Here is a 17,008-nt window from a genome sequence, read left to right as displayed (position 1 = left end):
CGCTGGCGGTCCGCCCGTCAGAGGGGTGATCCGGCCCCGCTGCGCGCTCCCTAGAGTTGGGTCATGCGCATCGACTTCCACGCGTCGCCCGAGCCCACGCTCGGCGTGGAGTGGGAGCTGATGCTCGTCGACCGGGTGAGCCGCGACCTCGTCAGCAGCGGCTCCGAGCTGCACGAGCTCGCCGGCGGACGCCTCGACGACCCCGGCCGCCTGCACAAGGAGCTGCTGCGCAACACCGTCGAGATCGTCACCGGGATCTGCGACACCGTCGGCGAGGCGGTGACCGACCTGCGGGAGACCCTCGCGGTGGTCGCGCCCGCGGCCCGTGAGCTCGGCGTCGACCTGCTCGGCGCCGGGTCGCACCCCTTCGCGGACTGGTCGCACCAGCAGCTGACCGATGGCCACCGCTACGCAGAGCTGATCAACCGGACCCAGTGGTGGGGCCGACAGATGCTGATCTGGGGCGTCCACGTGCACGTCGGGATGCCCGAGCGCGACCGGGTGATGCCGGTCCTGGCGTCGATGCTGACGACGTACCCCCACCTCCTCGCCCTCTCGGCCAGCTCGCCGATCTGGGCCGGCCAGGACACCGGCTACGCCTCCAACCGGGCGCTGATGTTCCAGCAGCTCCCGACCGCGGGGCTGCCGTTCACGTTCGACACGTGGGCCGAGTTCGAGAAGTGCATCGACGACCAGACGACGACCGGGATCATCGACTCGATGGCCGACGTGCGCTGGGACATCCGCCCCGCACCGCACCTCGGCACGCTCGAGCACCGGGTGTGCGACGGCATGTCCGACCTCGGCGAGATCGCCGCGCTCACCGCGCTGGTGCACTGCCTCGTGGTCGACCTCGACACCCGGCTCGCCGACGGTGAGGCGCTGCCGACGATGCCGCCGTGGCAGGTGCAGGAGAACAAGTGGCGCGCCGCGCGCTACGGCCTCGAGGCGATCGTCATCCTCGACGACCGCAACCGCGAGCGGCTGGTGACCGACGACCTCGACGACCTGCTCGAGCGGCTCACGCCGGTGGCCCGCCGGCTCGGCTGCGAGGCCGAGCTGCGCACCGTCGCCGACATCCCGACCCGTGGCGCCTCCTACCAGCGCCAGCGCGCGGTCGCCCGCGAGTCCGGCGGCGACCTGGTCGCCGTGGTCGACGCGCTGGTCGCGGAGCTCGACCACTCGCTGCATCCCTGAGACGACCGCCACCCTCCCTTGTGGCGGTCGTCACCGGGCGAGAGGATGCCCGGACGCTCCCGACCCGGGGAATTTGAGGAGTACGCCGTGGTGAACCCGATCGACCCGACCGCAACCGGGTTCCTGCTCGCCGAGAACCGCAACATGCCGATGCACGTCGGCGGACTCCAGCTGTTCGAGAAGCCCGAGGGCGCGGGGCGCAACTACGTCCGTGAGATGTACGAGCAGATGCGCGACGTCGAGCAGATCGCGCCGCTCTTCCTCAAGCACCCGCACCGCTCCGCGCGTACGGCGGGCCAGCTGGTGTGGCAGCCCGACGACCAGTTCGACATCGAGCACCACGTCCGCCACAGCGCACTGCCCAGGCCCGGCCGGATCCGCGAGCTCCTCGAGCTCTGCTCGCGCCTGCACAGCACCCGGCTCGCGTGGGAGCGGCCGCTGTGGGAGGCCACCGTCATCGAGGGCCTGCGCGACGGCCGCGTCGCGATGTACACCAAGACCCACCACGCCCTCGTCGACGGCGTCTCGGCGATGCGGCTGCTCGCGAGCGTTCTGTCGACCGACCCCGACGAGCGCAACATGCCCGCGCCGTGGGCGATGCGACCGCGGGCGCCTCGTGAGGAGGCGCCCGGCCGGGACGACGGCGGCGCCTCGCTGTCCGACGTCTCGGCCACCACGGTGCGTACGGCCCTCGCGCTGGCGACCGAGGCCGCCGGGATGCCCGGTGCGCTGATCCGCACCCTCAACAAGTCCGTGCGCAACGAGACCTCGGCGCTCTCGCTCTACGCACCGCGCACGATCCTCAACCAGAACATCACCGGCTCGCGCCGCTTCGCCGCCCAGGACTGGCCGGTCGAGCGGTTGCGCGGCGTCGGCAAGGCCACCGGCACCACGATCAACGACGTGGTGCTGGCGATGGTCAGCGGTGCGATGCGCACCTACCTCGCCGACCTCGACGCGCTGCCCGACACGACCCTCGTCTCGATGGTCCCGGTCGGCCTCAACGCCAAGCAGTCCGGGCTCGCCTCCGCCGAGGGCGGCAACGCCGTCGGCTCGGTGATGGTGCAGCTCGGCACCCACCTCCCGGATCCGGCCCAGCGGCTGTCGGCGATCCACACCTCGATGAAGGACGGCAAGGAGGTGCTCTCGTCGATGACCCCCGCGCAGATCCTCGCGATGAGCGCGCTCGGTCAGGCGCCCGCCATCCTCGGCCCCGCCCTCCGGATGTCGGGCGTCGTGCGGCCGCCGTACAACCTCATCGTCAGCAACGTCCCCGGCCCGCGCACGACTCACTACTGGAACGGCGCGAAGCTCACCGGCACCTATCCCCTCTCGATCCCGATCAACGGGATGGCGCTCAACATCACCTGCACGTCCTACGACGGCAAGATGTGCTTCGGCCTCACGGGCTGCCGCCGCACCGTCCCCCACCTCCAGGTGCTGCTCCAGTACCTCGACGACGAGCTGAAGGCCCTCGAGAGGGCCGCCGGCATCTGAGTCCGGGCCGTCCGCAAGTCCCCGGATATCCGGGGACCTGCCCGCTTACAGGTACGGATCTCTACCTGTAAGCGGCTAGGTCACCGGATATCCGGGGACTTGCCCACGACCTCGAGCCCGCCGCCGACGGTCTCCGCGACCGCAGCGAGGCGGGCGCGGGTGATGTCGGCGACGGTCGCGAGGCCGGCGAGCTGGGCGTTGGAACCCGTACGGGTGGGCTCGGTCGAGTTGATGCTGATGCAGCGGCGGGTGCCGCCGTCGGCGACGTTGGCCAGGGCGACCGCGTGGCCGGTGGTCCCGCTGCCGGCGAAGGGGTCGAGCACGACCGCGTCGGCGGGCACGGTGGACAGGATCCGGCGGACGAGCCCGGTCGGCTTGGGCGACTCGAAGACGTGGCCGACGAGGGCCTTGAGCTCGGCCACGGCGGTGTCGGTCGACCCGATCTCCTCGGCCAGCCAGATGGTGCGCAGCTTCTTGCGGCGCCCGCCCTCCCGCTCGAGCCAGTCGCGCTGGAAGACGTCGGCCCGCTCGCCCGTCCGGCCACGGATCACGCGGCACTCCAGGTCGTCCGGGCGCTCGTCGACCTTGCGTCGCGACCACCGCCAGACCGCCGGCCGGCCGTCGCCGAAGACCGGTGTCAGCGCGCGGCTCCCGTCGAACGAGGTGGTGGCGACGCGTCCGGTCACCGGGTCGCCGTACAGCTCGAAGTGCAGCGTCGGCGCGGTGACCGGGTTGAACTTCTTGTTGGTGTTGCGCAGCGGCAGGTAGCGGAAGCGGCGCCCGTCCGGCGAGGTCAGCGGGAAGTCGCCCTCGTCGACGGCCTCGGTCGAGCTCCCCTCGACGACGCAGGACGGGAGGTGGCGGGCGTACGCCAGGACGTACTCGTGGCTCGTCGCGAACCCCCGGCCGAGCTGGCGCCCCTTGGGGTTGAGGTTGACGACGATCTGCGCGAGGAAGTTCGCCTCGCCCAAGACCTCGTCCATCAGCAGTCGCAGGTGCGCGACCTCGTTGTCGTCGATGCTGACGAAGATCGCCCCGTGCTCGGCGAGCGCCTCGCGCATGACCGCGAGCCGCGGGCGCATCATCGCCGTCCACGCCGCGTGGTCGCGGAAGCGGTCGGCGTACGCGAAGTCGTTGCCGGTGTTGTAGGGCGGGTCGGTGTAGACGACGTCGACCGAGCCCGGCGGGAGCATCGGCAGGACGTCGAGGTTGTCGCCGGCGTGGAAGGTGTTCCAGGGCTCGGCGGGCACGTCGGCAGCCTACGGCCGGTGCGCCGGGCGACACCGGCTGTCGCAAGGTGTCGGGGGGACGCGCTGATCCCAATTTTCCCTCCAGTCCCACCCCGTCCTTTACTCTGGAACGCGTGCCTCTCCTTCCTCGCCGCCCAGCCCTGACGTTCGCGACCGCCGGCGTCCTCGTCGCAGGCCTCGCCATCGGCTCCGGTACGAGCCCGTCGGTCGCGAGCGACCGCGAGGGTGCGTCGGCCCGGCAGGGCCTCCCGACGTCCGGAGCCGCCAACGGCTACCGCGGGCGCAACCAGACCTCGGACGGCAAGCCGGGCATCGTCGTCGGGCCGCCGGTGGCTCGGCGCGGACGGGCGGTCACCGTCGCCAACGAGACGGCGTTCGAGATCGCACCCGGCGTCACCCTGCGCGAGTGGGACCAGATCGACGGTCGCCAGCCGGTCGGCCAGGTCAAGATCAACCTGGTGACCGTCAACCTCGACGCACCCAACATCAGCTTCGGTGCACTGACGCCCAGCTTCGTCACCAGCCGCCGCACCGTCAGCCAGCTCGGCCGGTGGGGCGGCGCACTGACCGCCGTCAACGGCGACTTCTTCGACATCGGCCGCACCGACGCGCCGATGGGCGTGACGATCAAGGACAACGGGGTGCTCACTGGATCCCGGGACGGCTGGATCCCCGGGGTGAACTCGACCCTGTGGTTCGACTCGTCCGGCCCGCACGTCAGCCCGCTGAGCGTGCAGTACGCGCTCCGCCAGCACCGTGACTGGACGGTGAGCGGCTTCAACCACCCGCGCGTCCCCCGCCGCCAGATCGGCGTCTTCACCCATGACTTCAACCGCACCAAGGGCTACCTCGTCACCGACGGCAAGAAGAACGCGCGCGAGGTGTGGCTGCGCAAGAACCGGGTGATCTCCAACAGGGCGACGCTGTCGCTGGGGAAGAAGATCCGGAAGAAGGACCGCGTGCTGATCGGCGTGGGATCTGCTGCCAAGCAGCTCAAGACCCTCAAGCCGAAGGAGCGGGTCACCCTCGCCAAGCGGATCGAGGGCGGGCGCCCCACGGCCGCGATCAGCGGCGACCGGCCGCTGCTCGTCAACAGCGTCCGGACCGTCATCAACAACACGATCGCCCACCCGCGCACCGCGGTCGGCATCGACGCCGACGGTCGCAAGCTCTACATCCTCGTCGTCGACGGCCGCTCGGCGACCAGCCGCGGCTACACGATGGTCGAGCTCGCCGACTTCATGACCGCGCTGGGCGCCGAGAACGCCATCAACCTCGACGGTGGCGGCTCGTCGGCGATGTACACCCGCAACTTCACCGGCGGCATGGCGGTGGTCAACGAGCCGTCGGACGGCGGCGAGCGCAAGGTGGCCAACGGCTTCGGACTGATCTACGGGGGCGAGCTGCCGCCGGTGGTGAACCTGATCCCGACGCCGACCCCCACCCCGACGCCGACGCCCACGCCGACGCCGCCTCCGACCACCACCCCGCCGACGACACCGCCGCCGACCTGATCGGTCAGGCGTCGGGGACGGTGAAGACGACCACGTAGGTCATCGGCGCGAGGCACTGCACGGTGTTCTTGGGCAGCTTGGGGACGACCTCGAAGCCCGCCTCGCCGGCGTCGATCGCGACCGACCGCGGAGCGTCGCAGCCCACCGCCACGGTGGCGGCGTACGGCGTCGCGTCGGGGGCCAGCCCGGACTCGGCGCCGATCGCCGCGCCGAGCGGACCCTCGAAGGACGGGTCGAACTGGCCGGTGAAGTCGGTGACCGCCTGGTCGGTGTCGAGGGCGAACGCGAGCGTCGAGGCGGAGCCGCCGACCTCGGTCGCGTGCACCATCGTGGCCTGGGTGACCCCGGCCGAGCCGATCACGTCGACCGTCTCCGCCGTCCCCGGGTCGGGCTCCGGCTCGCTCGGGGTGGGGGTCTCCTCCGTCGGCGAGTCGGTCGGCGAGGGGGTGCTGCTCGAGGCGTCCGGGTCGGTCGCGGTGTCGCCGCCCTCGTCGCCGGTGCAGGCGGCGAGGCCGACGGAGAGCGTGACGGCGAGCGCGAAGGAGGCGGTGGTCCGCGAGGTCATCCGAGTAGTCATGGTCCTCCGACGATAGCCACGCCCGGCCCGCTCCACGGTCAGGCACGTCGTCGGCGTCCCCGCGGTCTGGCAGGCTGCGTGCATGAGCGAGCTGCGGGAGGACACGGAGCCGGTGCGCGAGGCCGTACGCGCCTACGCCGCGCGACAGCCCCAGCTGGTCGCCGCCACCCAGGCCTACGTCGCACTCATCCAGGTGCTGCTCGACGACGCCGGCATCGACTACCTCAGCGTCACCGGCCGTACGAAGAGCGTCGCCTCGTTCGCCGCGAAGGCCAACCGCACCGAGGACGGCCGCCCGCTCTATCCCGACCCGCTGACGCAGATCACCGACCAGGTCGGCGTGCGCGTCATCACCTACGTGCACAGTGACGTCGCGGCCGTGGCGGAGGTGCTCGACGACGAGCTCGCGATGCTCGACGACCGCGACCTCGGCGAGGAGACGGCTCGCGCCGGCCGGTTCGGCTACGCCAGCCGCCACCTGCTCGTGGAGACCCTGCCCGGCGCCGAGCTGCCGGTGCTGGAGGGCCACCGCGCGAGCGTCCAGGTCCGTACGGTCCTCCAGCACGCGTGGGCGGAGTTCGAGCACGACATCCGCTACAAGGGCAACGTCCCGGAGGACGCGGCGGCCGACCTCGACCGGCGCTTCACCCTCGCGGCCGGCCTGATCGAGCTCGCCGACCGCGAGTTCGCCACGATCCGCGAGCGGATCCAGGCGGCCGCTCCCGGCAGCGCGACCGACGCCGAGGACGGCCACATCGCCGGCCAGGACCTCGCGACCTTCCTCGCCGGCCACTACAGCGACGCCGGCTGGTCGCACACCGACCACTACGACTGGATCGCCGGCCTCCTGACCGAGCTGGGCATCGACACGATCGACGACCTCGCCGACCTGCTCACGTCGGTCGACGCCGACGCGGTCATCCGCCGGATGGGCTACCGCTACCCCGCCGGTGCCGTACGCCGCCTCGACGACGCGCTCCTCGCGATCTTCGGCGAGCAGTACGTCACGCTCGAGGGCAACAGCCACCGGGCCCCGCTCCTGCGGGCACGGCTGGAGAAGCTCACCACCCCGGAGAGCTGAGAAGCAGCCTGGCCATCGATCGACGCCGTCGCGAGCGACATCAGGCGGGTGTGATGGCAAGGCGGAGGGCCGAAGGCGGGCCGCAGGCCCGTCGAGTGCTCGACAACGCAGCCAGCGCGCCCGCATGGTGGCGCGCAGCAGGCGAGAGATCGATGGATCAGGCTGGGTTCAGGAACGACCCCTAGGGTTGAGCGTGTGAGCAGGCCATCGTGGACGACCGTCGCCCCCCTCCTGGCCATCGCGGCGCTCGTGCCCGCGTGGTTCGCACATCCTGAGGGTCCCGTCGTGCTGGGCGGACTGGCGATCCTGCTGATCGCCGCCGTGCTCGCGGCCGTCCACCACGCCGAGGTCGTCGCGCACCGCGTCGGTGAGCCCTACGGCTCGCTCGTGCTCGCCGTCGCCGTGACGATCATCGAGGTCGGCCTCATCGTCACCCTCATGGTGACCGCGGACAAGGACGCGTCCGGGCTGGCCCGCGACACGGTCTTCGCCGCCGTGATGATCACCGTCAACGGCATCGTCGGCATCTCGCTGCTGGTCGGCGCGCTCAAGCACCACCTGGCCGTCTTCAACCCGGAGGGCACCGGCGCCGCGCTGGGCACCGTCATCACGCTGGCGGTGCTGTGCCTCGTGGTGCCGTCGGTGACCACCTCGGAGCCCGGACCGGAGTTCACCGGCGCCCAGCTCGCGTTCGCCGCCACAGCGTCCCTGGCGCTCTACGGGATGTTCGTCTTCACCCAGACCATCCGGCACCGCGACTTCTTCCTCCCGGTGTCGGGCGACCAGCACTCCCCGCTGGTGGCCTCGTCCGGCTACGACTCCTTCGAGCACGCGCAGGTCGACCTCGACGAGGACGGCCACGCCGATCCGCCGACCGACCGCGCGGCCTACGCCAGCCTCGGCCTGCTCGTCGTGTCGCTGGTGGCGGTGGTCGGACTGGCCAAGATCGAGTCCCCCGCCATCGAGTCCGGAGTGGCGGCGCTGGGGTTCCCCGCAGCCGTCGTCGGTGTCGTGATCGCGCTGCTCGTCCTCGCGCCCGAGACGATCGCGGCCGTCCGCGCCGCCTCCCGCAACCGCGTGCAGGTCAGCCTCAACCTCGCGCTGGGTTCGGCGATGGCCTCTATCGGCCTCACCATCCCGGCGATCGCCATCGCCAGCATCTGGCTCGACGGGCCGCTGGAGCTCGGGCTCAACCAGCTGCAGACCGTGCTGCTGCTCCTCACCGCCGCGGTGGCGATCCTGACCGTCGTCCCCGGGCGGGCCAAGCCCCTGCAGGGCGGCGTACACCTCGTCCTGCTGGCGGCGTTCCTCTTCCTGACGATCGCCCCGTAGCTCCGGACGCCGCTGGTCTTGGGTGGCGGCACACGACATCAGAGGCCCGGTGGGTGGCGGCACACGACATCAGAGGCCGGGTGGGTGGCGGCACACGACATCAGAGGCCGGGTGGGTGGCGGCACACGACATCAGAGGCCGGATGGGTGGCGGCACACGACATCAGAGGCCGGGTGGGTGGCGGCACACGACATTCCCCAGGCGCCGTTCGATGTCGGGCGCCGCCACCCAAGGCAGAGGCCGATGTCGGATGCCGCCACCCAAGGCAGAGGCCGATGTCGGATGCCGCCACCCAGCGCGGGAGCCGACGACGGGCGGGAAATCGCGGAGCGGCCCGGCGGACAGTGTCCACCGGGCCGCAGGGACCGCGATCAGCCGAAGTACTTGTCGTAGATCTTGTCGTAGGTGCCGTCCTCGCGGAGGCCGGCCAGGACGCTGTTGATCTGGCGCAGGAGCGGGATGTTGCCGTCCTTCTTGACCGCCATGCCGTACTGCTCACCGGTGTCGAACTCGCGCGCGAGCTTGAGCTTGCCGTTGGAGGCCACGAACTCGCCGGAGACGGTGTTGTCGAGCATCGCGGCGTCGATCTCGCCCGCGTCGAGGGCGGCCTGGAGACCCGCCGCGTCGTCGTACGCCGTCACCTGGGCGGTGGCCGGGGCGAAGTCGCTCATGAACGTCTCGCCCGTGGTGTCCTTCTGGACACCGACCCGCGCACCGGCCAGCTCGGTGAGCTGGTCGAGGCCCGAGCCGCGCGGCGTGATGAGCGCCTGCTTGGCGTCGAAGTAGGGGCTGGAGAAGTCGAGCACGCGAGCACGCTCGCCGGTGATCGTCATCGCCGAGACCGCCACGTCGCAGACGTCGGTGTTGAGCGAGGTGCCGGAGGTGATGTCGTCGAAGGCCACGTCGATCACGTCGAGGTCGACCTTGAGCTTGTCGGCGACCTGCTTGGCCAGGTCGACGTCGAAGCCGATGAGCTTGCCCTTCTCCTCGTAGACGAACGGCGCGTAGGGGCTGTCCGTGCACACGGTGAGGGCACCCTTGAAGACCAGCGAGACCTCGGAGAGGCTCTCGGCGGAGCTGCCGCTGGCGGCACCACCGCAGGCGCTGAGCGTGAGCATCAGGCCCGCGGAGGACAGCGCTGCAGCGGCAGCGCGGACGGAGGTGGGACGTCGGTTCATGGTGTCAGTTCGCATTCGCGGTGAGCGACTCGCGCAGTCGCGTGAGGGCGTATTCGGTGATCTTCACGAGCGCACCCTTGGCCTGCTCGCGGTCGCGGGCGTCGAGGCTGATGATCGGCACCTCGGCCGGAAGGGCCAGCGCGGCCGCGATCTCCTCGGCGGGGTAGCGGGGCACGCCGTCGAACTCGTTGACGGCGACGATGAACGGGATCCCCTTGGACTCGAAGTAGTCCAGCGGCGAGAAGGACTCGTCGAGGCGGGCCACGTCGACCAGCACGATGGCGCCGATGGCGCCGCGGCACAGGTCGTCCCACATGAACCAGAAGCGGCGCTGCCCGGGCGTGCCGAAGAGGTAGAGGACCAGGTCCTCGGCCAGGGTGAGGCGACCGAAGTCCATGGCGACCGTGGTGGTGGCCTTGGTGGGCACGGCGGCGAGATCGTCGACGCCCTCGGACTCGTTGGTGACGAGTGCCTCGGTGCGCAGCGGGTCGATCTCCGAGACGGCGCCGACGAGCGTCGACTTGCCGACGCCGAAGCCGCCGGCAATGACGATCTTCGTCGACGCAGCCGCGCGCTGTGCCTTAGTAGTTTCGAAGTCCACGGAGGGTCCTTTCGATGAGCTCGAGACGCTCATCTGTCGACGTGTTGTCGGTGATGGTGGCCTGGATGCGGACCAGGCCTTGCTCGATCAGGTCACCCAGCAGCACCCGGGTGACGCCGATCGGCATCTTGGTCAGTGCCGACACCTCGGCGACGGAACGCCGATCGCAGACCTCGAGAACCTGCGCGGCGGGATAGCTGAGGACGGGCGCCTCGACACCAGGCTGGAGACGAAGGGTCGCCTCCATGGCCAGCTCGACCTTGGTGGCCGTGCGACCTGCGGTGATGGTGTAGGAGCGGATGAGGCGGGGTCGGTAGACCTCGTCCTCGGGCTCGTGTGGCGGCGTCATGTCACGGGTCCGGCTCAGCCGCCCGTACCGACGCGGGCCTGGGCCTCGACGGTACGTCCCACACGGTCCACCAGCAGGGCCATCTCGTAGCCCACCTGGCCGATGTCGGCCTCCTCCGTCGTGAGCACGGTGAGGTTCGACCCGTCACCGACGCTCATCAGCATGAGGAAACCCATCTCCATCTCGACGATGGTCTGCATCACCGAGCCGCCCTCGAAGAGGCGAGCCGCGCCGACGGCGAGGCTGGCCAGACCGGAGGAGACGGCGGCGACCTGCTCGGCCCGCTCACCAGGGATGCTGGTGCTCGAGGCCATCAGGAGGCCGTCGGCCGAGACCAGGATGGCGTGCGCTGCGTCGGGTACGTCGTCGACGAAGCGCGACATCACCCAGTCGAGGTCGCCGGTCGGGCTGTCGGCGGTTGCCTGTGCGGCGGATTCGTGCGTCATGCGGGGCCTGCTTCCGTGTGCTGTGAGGAACTTTGGGCTGCCTGTCGACCGCGGGACACTCCCGCGGTGTGGGCCTGGAGACGGCGGCGGATCGCCTCGGGGTCACGTGTGCGGGCCGCCGTGGGCGCGGTCACGCTACCGGGCACGAGACGCTCCCCCGGTGCGCGACGCGGCAGTCCGGTGACCGTTGACGCCGCCGCTGCCGGCTCGGCGAGCGGAGGCGTGTCGACGACCGCGTTGGCCGCGATCTCCCACCCCCGGTCGACCTCGGTCTCGTGGATCTCGTCGGCATTCCCCGTGAGGAATCCCGAGCGCATCGACTTGAAGATCGGCGAGTCACCACCGGTGCGCGCCGGCGCGTGACCGTTGGACCCGTGGCCGTTGAGCGAGTGGCCGTTGAGCGAGTCGTCCGCGAGGGCGACCGGCTCGAGGACCGGCTCGGGCTCCGCGGCCGGCTCCACGGGAGCCTCCTCGGCGACGGGCTCGGCAACGGGCTCCTCGACGTGTGCGACCTGCTCGTACTGGTCGTCGCGGTCGTCGCGGTGCGTGCCCAGACCCAGCGGGTCGTCGGCGTCGACGCGTACGTCGTCCGGGTGCTCGTCGTGGTGCTCGTCGATCGCGACCGGCTCCTCGGCGCTCTCGTGGACGAGCTCCTCCTCGGGCTCGGCCTCGGCGACCTGCTCGTGCTCCTCGACCTGGTCCTCGACGTGCTCCTCGACCTGCTCCTCGACGTGCTCCTCGGGCCGGGCCTCGTCGAAGGCGTCCGCGGGCAACGGGTCGGACAGCGGGTCGTGCGCGCGGACGGGCTCGACGACCGGCTCGGCCTCGACCGGCTCCTCGGCAACGGTCTCCTCTGTGGGCTCCTCGGCGGGCTCGTCGTCGGGCTCGTCGGCCACCACCTCGTCCGCGACGTCCGCCTCGGCGACCGTGTCGTGGGCGATGGTGTCACCGGCGACGGCGTCGTCCGACGCGGCGGCCGGCTCCTCGACGACATCGGTCTCCGGATCCTGGGCCTGCACCTCGGCGCGGGCCTGCTCGGCCTGGGCGCGCTGGCGGGAGGCCAGGGCGGTGATCGGAACGACGGACGCGACCTTCTGCGTACGGCTGGCGGCGGAGTCGTCCGAGCCGGCGTCGCCTCCGACGGTCGGCTCCTCGCGCTTGCCGAAGAGCGGTCCGGTGGCACCGGACGTCTCGGGCGGCAGGAAGGCCTCCGCGCCGGTGCGGGGCATGTTGGCGCCGGGCTCACGGCGCGGCAGCAGGCTGTCGAGCGACGGGCGCTCGGTCGCGGCGGGCGCAGTCTCGACCGACGTCTCGACGGCGGGCTTCTCCGGCGCGACCGGAGCAGCTTCGACCTCGGGCTCGACGACCGGCGTGGCGACGGCAGCCGGCTCCACGGGAGCGTCCGCGGCCTTCGCAGCCTTCGCGGCCTTCCGGGCCTCTGCCTTCTCGACCCGGGCCCGGTTGCGGGCCTCGCGGCGCGACTCCTGCGGAGCGCCGGCCTCGACGGTCTCGACCGTGGTGGCGGCACCGACCGTGGCGGGCTCGGTGCTGCGCGCGGCCGCACCGGCAGCCGGCGCGGTGGCCTGCGGCAGGTCGGGCAGGATCGACGTCGGCAGGACGACCGATGCCGTCATGCCGCCGCCCGGGTTGCGGGCGAGCGAGGCGTCGATGTCGTGGCGGTCGGCGAGGCGCGAGACCACGAACAGACCCATCCGGCGGGCCGTGTCGGGCGTCGCCTCGGCGCCGTGGGCGAGGTCGCGGTTGAGCACCTCGAGCTCGGCCGGCGGGACGCCCAGGCCGGAGTCGGTGATCGTGATGACCACGCCCTCGTCGGTCTGCTTGGCGGCCAGGCGTACGGGCTCGCCGGGAGGCGAGTAGGTGAGCGCGTTGTCGACGAGCTCGGTGAGCAGGTGGACGACGTCGGCCGCGGCCTCGTCACCGACGCGGGTGTTGAGGTGCGACAGGATCTGCACGCGCTGGTAGTCCTGCACCGCGGAGGTCGCAGCCTGGAGGGCCTCGCCCACCGTGAGGCTGAACTGGCCGGCGGCGCGGTTCGGGGCGTCGGCCAGGATCAGCAGCGAGTCGGCCGTACGACGCATGCGCGAGGCGAGGTGGTCGAGGCGGAACAGCGACTCGAGGCGCTTGGGGTCTTCCTCGTCGTGCTCGAGGCGCTCGATCTGGGCCAGCTGCTGGTTGACCAGCGAGGTGGACCGGCGCGACAGGGTCACGAACATCGCGTTGACCGTCTGGCGGAGCTGGGCCTCACCGGACGCGAGGTGGATGGCCTGGCGGTGGAGGTCGTCGACCGCGCGGGCGACCTGGCCGATCTCCTCGTTGGTGGTGACATCGATCGTGGTGATCTCCTCCGGCTCCTGGCCGGCGCGGATCCGGGCGACGGCGTCGGGCAGGCGGTGGCGGGCCACCGCGAGCGCACCCTCGCGCACCTTGTTGATCGGGTCGAGCAGGCTGCGGGCGATGTAGAAGGCGATCGCGATGGCCAGGCCGAGGGCGATGAGCGTCAGCGCGGCGCCGATGATTGCGTTGCGCTGGGCGTCCGAGGCGGCCTCGTCGAGCGACGAGGTCACGCCCTGGGTGAGGGTCTGGGTGATCTCGTCGTAGGGCGTGTAGGCGTCGCGACCGTCGAGGTTCGTGGCGGAGTCGTCGCGGACCTGGCTGGCGTGCTTGGTGTTCTGAAGACGCAGGAGGGCGGTCTGGTCCTCGGCGCCGGCGACGGAGCCGGCGAGACGGTCGATGGCCGCCGCCTCGACGCCGATCTCGGAGAAGAGCTCCTGCGAGGTCGACTGCTTGAGGGTGACCGCGAGCAGGCCCTGCTGGAGGGCGAGGGACAGGCGACCGCTCATCAGCTGGGAGAGCTGCTCGAGACGGGGCTCGGGGGTCTCCTGCGCGGCATTCACGCTGGTGATGAGCTGCGAGACGCTGGACTCGAGCTGGCGGACGAGGGCCACCCAGGTGGCGGGGCCGAGGGTCTCGGCACCGGTGCCGCGCATGGCCTGGCTGAGGTCGAGCAGCGCATCGACGTGCTCGGCCTGGAGGTCGTTGAGGTCGGCGGCGTCCTTGGCCTGGGCCAGCGCCTCGCCGTTGGTGATGATGTCGTCGATCGCGTCGATCAGGTCGCCCTGGCTCGCCGCACTGTCGGTCTGCGCGGCCACCATCGCGGCCTCGGATGACGTCAGGTAGTCGATCGCGGGCTGGATGATCGTGACCTGCTTGGCGCTCGTGGCGGCCTGGCGGGAGTCGCCCAGGTCACCGGAGACGCGCAGGCCACCGAGGATGGCGGCGAGCAGCAGCGGGATCGTGAGCGCCATGGCCATCTTGCGGCCCAACGGCCAGCCGGCGACCGAACTGCCCGCGCCCTTCCGGGGCTGGGCTGCATCCTGAGTCATGTGTGCCTCACGTTGTCTGAGCGACTTCGACGACGAAACGTGCCCCGGGACCCCGGAGCAGACTCAACTTAAAGAGTCCCGCGACATTCCGTGGCGTTTTCGCAGAACTGGGTATGAAGCGGTGTAAAGGGATGTACGACGACTCGATTGAGCGTGACGTCGGCACCACGATCACCACACGTCACAGCAGGTACGGGTCACGAGGGCGTGGAGTGACGGGTGGGAATCCCCCGAATGAACTCCACTGGTCCAGCCCGGTCGACCCCGCCCTGCCTCTTCCACCGGACGCGAAGTTCGGGCAGGCTCACCCGCCATGACCCTTCATCTCGGGAAGGTCCGGCCGCTCGCGCCCGCCCTTGTCACCTCCCTCGTCCTGTCCCTCGTGCTCGCGCTCGCCGCGCTCGTGTCCCCGTCGGGCACGGCGCCGGCACGCGCTGCCACGCCCCTGACCGTCAGCCAGGCCATCGGCCAGCAGAACGGTTCGTCGCAGACGGTCCGCGGCTACGTCGTCGGGCAGCCGACCGCCACGAGCACCGTCGTACGCTCCGGCTTCCCCAACGACTACGCCCTGGCGATCGCCGACTCGGCCTCGCAGACCAGCACCTCGTCGATGCTCTACGTGCAGATCCCCTCGGCCTTCCGGTCGCAGTGGGGCCTGCGGTCCAACCCGTCGCTGATGGGCAAGCAGATCGACGTGACCGGCGCGCTGTCGGCGTACTTCTCCCACCCGGGCATGACGAGCACGTCGGCGTTCGCGCTCGCCGGTGGCGGTACGCCGACCGACCCACCGCCCACCGGCGGCACGAGCCCGTGGGACTCCACCTACTACGCACCCGCGGTCGGCAAGACCGGCTCGGCCCTGCGCACCTCGCTCCACGACATCATCGACAACAACACCAAGCTGTCGTACGACGCGGTGTGGACCGCGCTGAAGGACACCGACCAGGACCCCAACAACACCAACAACGTCATCGAGCTCTACACCGGTCGCTCCATCCCCAAGAGCAGCAACGGCGGCAACGCCGGCCAGTGGAACCGTGAGCACGTCTTCGCCCAGTCGCGCGGCGGCTTCACGACCAGCGCCGGACCGGGCACCGACCTGCACCACCTGCGCGCCGAGGACGTCACGGTCAACGGCACCCGCGGCAACAAGGACTTCGACAACGGCGGCACCGCCGTGTCGGGCTGCACCGACTGCTGGACCGACTCCGACTCCTTCGAGCCGCGCGACTCGGTCAAGGGCGACGTGGCGCGGATGCTCTTCTACATGGCGATCCGCTACGAGGGCGACGACGCCTTCGCCAACCTCGAGCTGAGCAACGTCTCCGGCAGCGCCGTCCCGCGGATCGGCGACCTCGACATCCTCCTCGCCTGGAACTCCGCCGACCCGGTCGACTCCTTCGAGATGCGCCGCAACGACCGGATCCACTCCCAGTGGCAGGGCAACCGCAACCCGTTCATCGACCACCCCGAGTGGGCGGCCGCGATCTGGAACTGAGCGCACCACAGCAGGCAGTTCGCCCGGCGAAGGGTCCGGTCCACGCGTGGACGGGCACGTCGACCGGGCGAACTGCTTCCGTTGGTGCCGGGGCGCACCCCTGTTCAGCAGGGGTCGCGCGGGTGTAGGCAGGAGCACATGACCGCACTCGAGACCGAACAGCTGCTGACCGAGCTCGAGCCGGTGGTCGAGGAGAACCTCAACCGGCACCTCGCGACGGCCGACGAGTGGATGCCGCACGAGTACGTCCCGTGGAGCCTCGGGCGCGACTTCGCCGACCTCGGCGGTGATCCGTGGGAGGTCGCCCAGTCGCAGCTCTCGCCCATCGCGCGTACGGCGCTCGAGGTCAACCTGCTGACCGAGGACAACCTGCCGAGCTACCACCGCGAGATCGACCGGGCGTTCGGTCGGGACAGCGCGTGGGGCACGTGGGTCAACCGGTGGACCGCGGAGGAGGGTCGGCACGCCTTCTGCATCCGCGACTACCTCCTGGTCACCCGAGGCGTCGATCCCGTCGAGCTCGAGCGGGCCCGGATGGAGACGATGGAGACCGGCTACGAGGCGCTCGACAAGTCACTGCTCAACGTCTGCGCCTACGTCTCCTTCCAGGAGCTCGCGACCCGCATCTCGCACCGCAACACCGGCCGCTACACCGAGGAGCCGATCGCGGAGAAGCTGCTGAGCCGCGTCGCCAAGGACGAGAACCTCCACATGCTGTTCTACCGCAACATCGTGACGGCCGCCCTCCAGCTCACCCCCAGCCAGACGATGCGGGCGATCACGGAGGAGGTCGTCGACTTCCAGATGCCCGGCAGCGTGATCCCCGGCTTCTCCCGCAAGGCCGTGCAGATGGCCAAGGCGGGCATCTACGACCTGCGGATCCACCACGACGACATCGTCACGCCACTGCTCCGCCAGTGGGGTGTCTGGGAGCTCGAGGGTCTCGACGAGGACGGCGAGAAGGCGCGCGACGAGCTCGCTGCCGCAGTCGCTGCGCTCGACGCTGAGGCGACCCGCTTCGTCGAGCGTCGCGCCGAGGCCGAGGCCAAGAAGGCGGCCCGCCAGGCCTGAGGTCCGTCGGTCG

The 17,008-nt window shown here is 71.0% G+C and carries 14 protein-coding genes; 7 read left to right on the top strand and 7 right to left on the bottom strand.

Going from position 1 to position 17,008, the window contains the following annotated elements:
* The first annotated feature begins 63 nt into the window (after positions 1-63).
* Positions 64-1,197 carry a glutamate--cysteine ligase gene (locus tag JI751_RS16900; protein WP_201939144.1) on the top strand — a complete coding sequence of 378 codons (1,134 nt, stop codon included), beginning with the start codon at positions 64-66 and terminating at the stop codon, positions 1,195-1,197.
* Positions 1,198-1,284: 87 nt separating this feature from the next.
* The gene (locus tag JI751_RS16895) at positions 1,285-2,694 is read left to right on the top strand and encodes a WS/DGAT/MGAT family O-acyltransferase (protein WP_201939142.1); all 1,410 of its coding nucleotides are present in this window, start codon (positions 1,285-1,287) and stop codon (positions 2,692-2,694) included.
* An 80-nt stretch (positions 2,695-2,774) separates the two neighbouring features.
* Here the strand turns inward: JI751_RS16895 and JI751_RS16890 are convergent, their stop codons facing one another.
* On the bottom strand, positions 2,775-3,944 hold the full coding sequence (locus JI751_RS16890; RefSeq protein WP_307814316.1) for a site-specific DNA-methyltransferase: 1,170 nt from the start codon (positions 3,942-3,944) through the stop codon (positions 2,775-2,777).
* Positions 3,945-4,057: 113 nt separating this feature from the next.
* On the opposite strand from JI751_RS16890, the gene JI751_RS21995 reads away from it, so the two are divergent.
* Positions 4,058-5,458, top strand: a complete 1,401-nt coding sequence (locus JI751_RS21995; protein WP_201939140.1) for a phosphodiester glycosidase family protein — start codon at positions 4,058-4,060, stop codon at positions 5,456-5,458.
* A gap of 4 nt (positions 5,459-5,462) precedes the next feature.
* Here JI751_RS21995 and JI751_RS16880 read toward each other — a convergent pair whose 3' ends face one another.
* Complete coding sequence (locus JI751_RS16880; RefSeq protein WP_201939138.1) at positions 5,463-6,035, bottom strand: hypothetical protein; 573 nt, start codon at positions 6,033-6,035, stop codon at positions 5,463-5,465.
* A gap of 82 nt (positions 6,036-6,117) precedes the next feature.
* On the opposite strand from JI751_RS16880, the gene JI751_RS16875 reads away from it, so the two are divergent.
* Together JI751_RS16875 and JI751_RS16870 are read left to right on the top strand one after the other, a co-directional pair.
* A complete protein-coding gene (locus JI751_RS16875) occupies positions 6,118-7,116 on the top strand; it encodes a GTP pyrophosphokinase (RefSeq protein ID WP_201939136.1) in 999 nt (332 codons plus the stop codon).
* 195 nt (positions 7,117-7,311) lie between these two features.
* Entirely contained in the window at positions 7,312-8,448 is a 1,137-nt protein-coding gene (locus tag JI751_RS16870; protein WP_201939134.1) for a calcium:cation antiporter, read from the top strand.
* 371 nt (positions 8,449-8,819) lie between these two features.
* On the opposite strand, the gene JI751_RS16865 is transcribed toward JI751_RS16870, so the two are convergent.
* Genes JI751_RS16865 through JI751_RS16845 form a run of 5 tightly spaced genes read right to left on the bottom strand, consistent with a single transcriptional unit; the run spans position 8,820 to position 14,426 of the window.
* Complete coding sequence (locus JI751_RS16865) at positions 8,820-9,626, bottom strand: ABC transporter substrate-binding protein (RefSeq protein ID WP_201939132.1); 807 nt, start codon at positions 9,624-9,626, stop codon at positions 8,820-8,822.
* A 4-nt stretch (positions 9,627-9,630) separates the two neighbouring features.
* Positions 9,631-10,227: a GTP-binding protein gene (locus JI751_RS16860; RefSeq protein ID WP_242494855.1), complete on the bottom strand. Its 597-nt coding sequence runs from the start codon at positions 10,225-10,227 to the stop codon at positions 9,631-9,633.
* Complete coding sequence (locus JI751_RS16855; protein WP_201939128.1) at positions 10,208-10,576, bottom strand: DUF742 domain-containing protein; 369 nt, start codon at positions 10,574-10,576, stop codon at positions 10,208-10,210. The genes JI751_RS16860 and JI751_RS16855 overlap by 20 nt, the downstream gene beginning before the upstream one ends.
* A gap of 14 nt (positions 10,577-10,590) precedes the next feature.
* Positions 10,591-11,022, bottom strand: a complete 432-nt coding sequence (locus JI751_RS16850) for a roadblock/LC7 domain-containing protein (protein ID WP_201939126.1) — start codon at positions 11,020-11,022, stop codon at positions 10,591-10,593.
* Positions 11,019-14,426 carry an ATP-binding protein gene (locus JI751_RS16845; protein ID WP_201939124.1) on the bottom strand — a complete coding sequence of 1,136 codons (3,408 nt, stop codon included), beginning with the start codon at positions 14,424-14,426 and terminating at the stop codon, positions 11,019-11,021. The genes JI751_RS16850 and JI751_RS16845 overlap by 4 nt, the downstream gene beginning before the upstream one ends.
* Positions 14,427-14,739: 313 nt before the next feature.
* Between JI751_RS16845 and JI751_RS16840 the strand changes: the two genes are divergently transcribed.
* Positions 14,740-15,924 carry an endonuclease gene (locus JI751_RS16840; RefSeq protein WP_201939123.1) on the top strand — a complete coding sequence of 395 codons (1,185 nt, stop codon included), beginning with the start codon at positions 14,740-14,742 and terminating at the stop codon, positions 15,922-15,924.
* A gap of 138 nt (positions 15,925-16,062) precedes the next feature.
* Positions 16,063-16,995, top strand: a complete 933-nt coding sequence (locus tag JI751_RS16835) for an acyl-ACP desaturase (protein WP_201939118.1) — start codon at positions 16,063-16,065, stop codon at positions 16,993-16,995.
* Positions 16,996-17,008 lie beyond the last annotated feature (13 nt).

Origin of the sequence: Nocardioides baculatus, from assembly GCF_016735675.1 — a bacterium.
In the GTDB taxonomy this organism is placed as follows: Bacteria; Actinomycetota; Actinomycetes; order Propionibacteriales; family Nocardioidaceae; genus Nocardioides; species Nocardioides baculatus.
The sequence above is the reverse complement of the archived record's forward strand: the minus strand, read 5'-3'. Positions and strand labels throughout refer to the sequence as shown.

Excerpts from the sequence above, each read along its gene's own strand:
- JI751_RS16840 (WP_201939123.1), top strand. The coding sequence starts at position 14,740 with ATGACCCTTCATCTCGGGAAGGTCCGGCCGCTCGCGCCCGCCCTTGTC.
- JI751_RS16845 (WP_201939124.1), bottom strand. The coding sequence starts at position 14,426 with ATGACTCAGGATGCAGCCCAGCCCCGGAAGGGCGCGGGCAGTTCGGTC.
- JI751_RS16900 (WP_201939144.1), top strand. The coding sequence starts at position 64 with ATGCGCATCGACTTCCACGCGTCGCCCGAGCCCACGCTCGGCGTGGAG.
- JI751_RS16835 (WP_201939118.1), top strand. The coding sequence starts at position 16,063 with ATGACCGCACTCGAGACCGAACAGCTGCTGACCGAGCTCGAGCCGGTG.
- JI751_RS16875 (WP_201939136.1), top strand. The coding sequence starts at position 6,118 with ATGAGCGAGCTGCGGGAGGACACGGAGCCGGTGCGCGAGGCCGTACGC.
- JI751_RS16850 (WP_201939126.1), bottom strand. The coding sequence starts at position 11,022 with ATGACGCACGAATCCGCCGCACAGGCAACCGCCGACAGCCCGACCGGC.
- JI751_RS16855 (WP_201939128.1), bottom strand. The coding sequence starts at position 10,576 with ATGACGCCGCCACACGAGCCCGAGGACGAGGTCTACCGACCCCGCCTC.
- JI751_RS16880 (WP_201939138.1), bottom strand. The coding sequence starts at position 6,035 with ATGACTACTCGGATGACCTCGCGGACCACCGCCTCCTTCGCGCTCGCC.
- JI751_RS16865 (WP_201939132.1), bottom strand. The coding sequence starts at position 9,626 with ATGAACCGACGTCCCACCTCCGTCCGCGCTGCCGCTGCAGCGCTGTCC.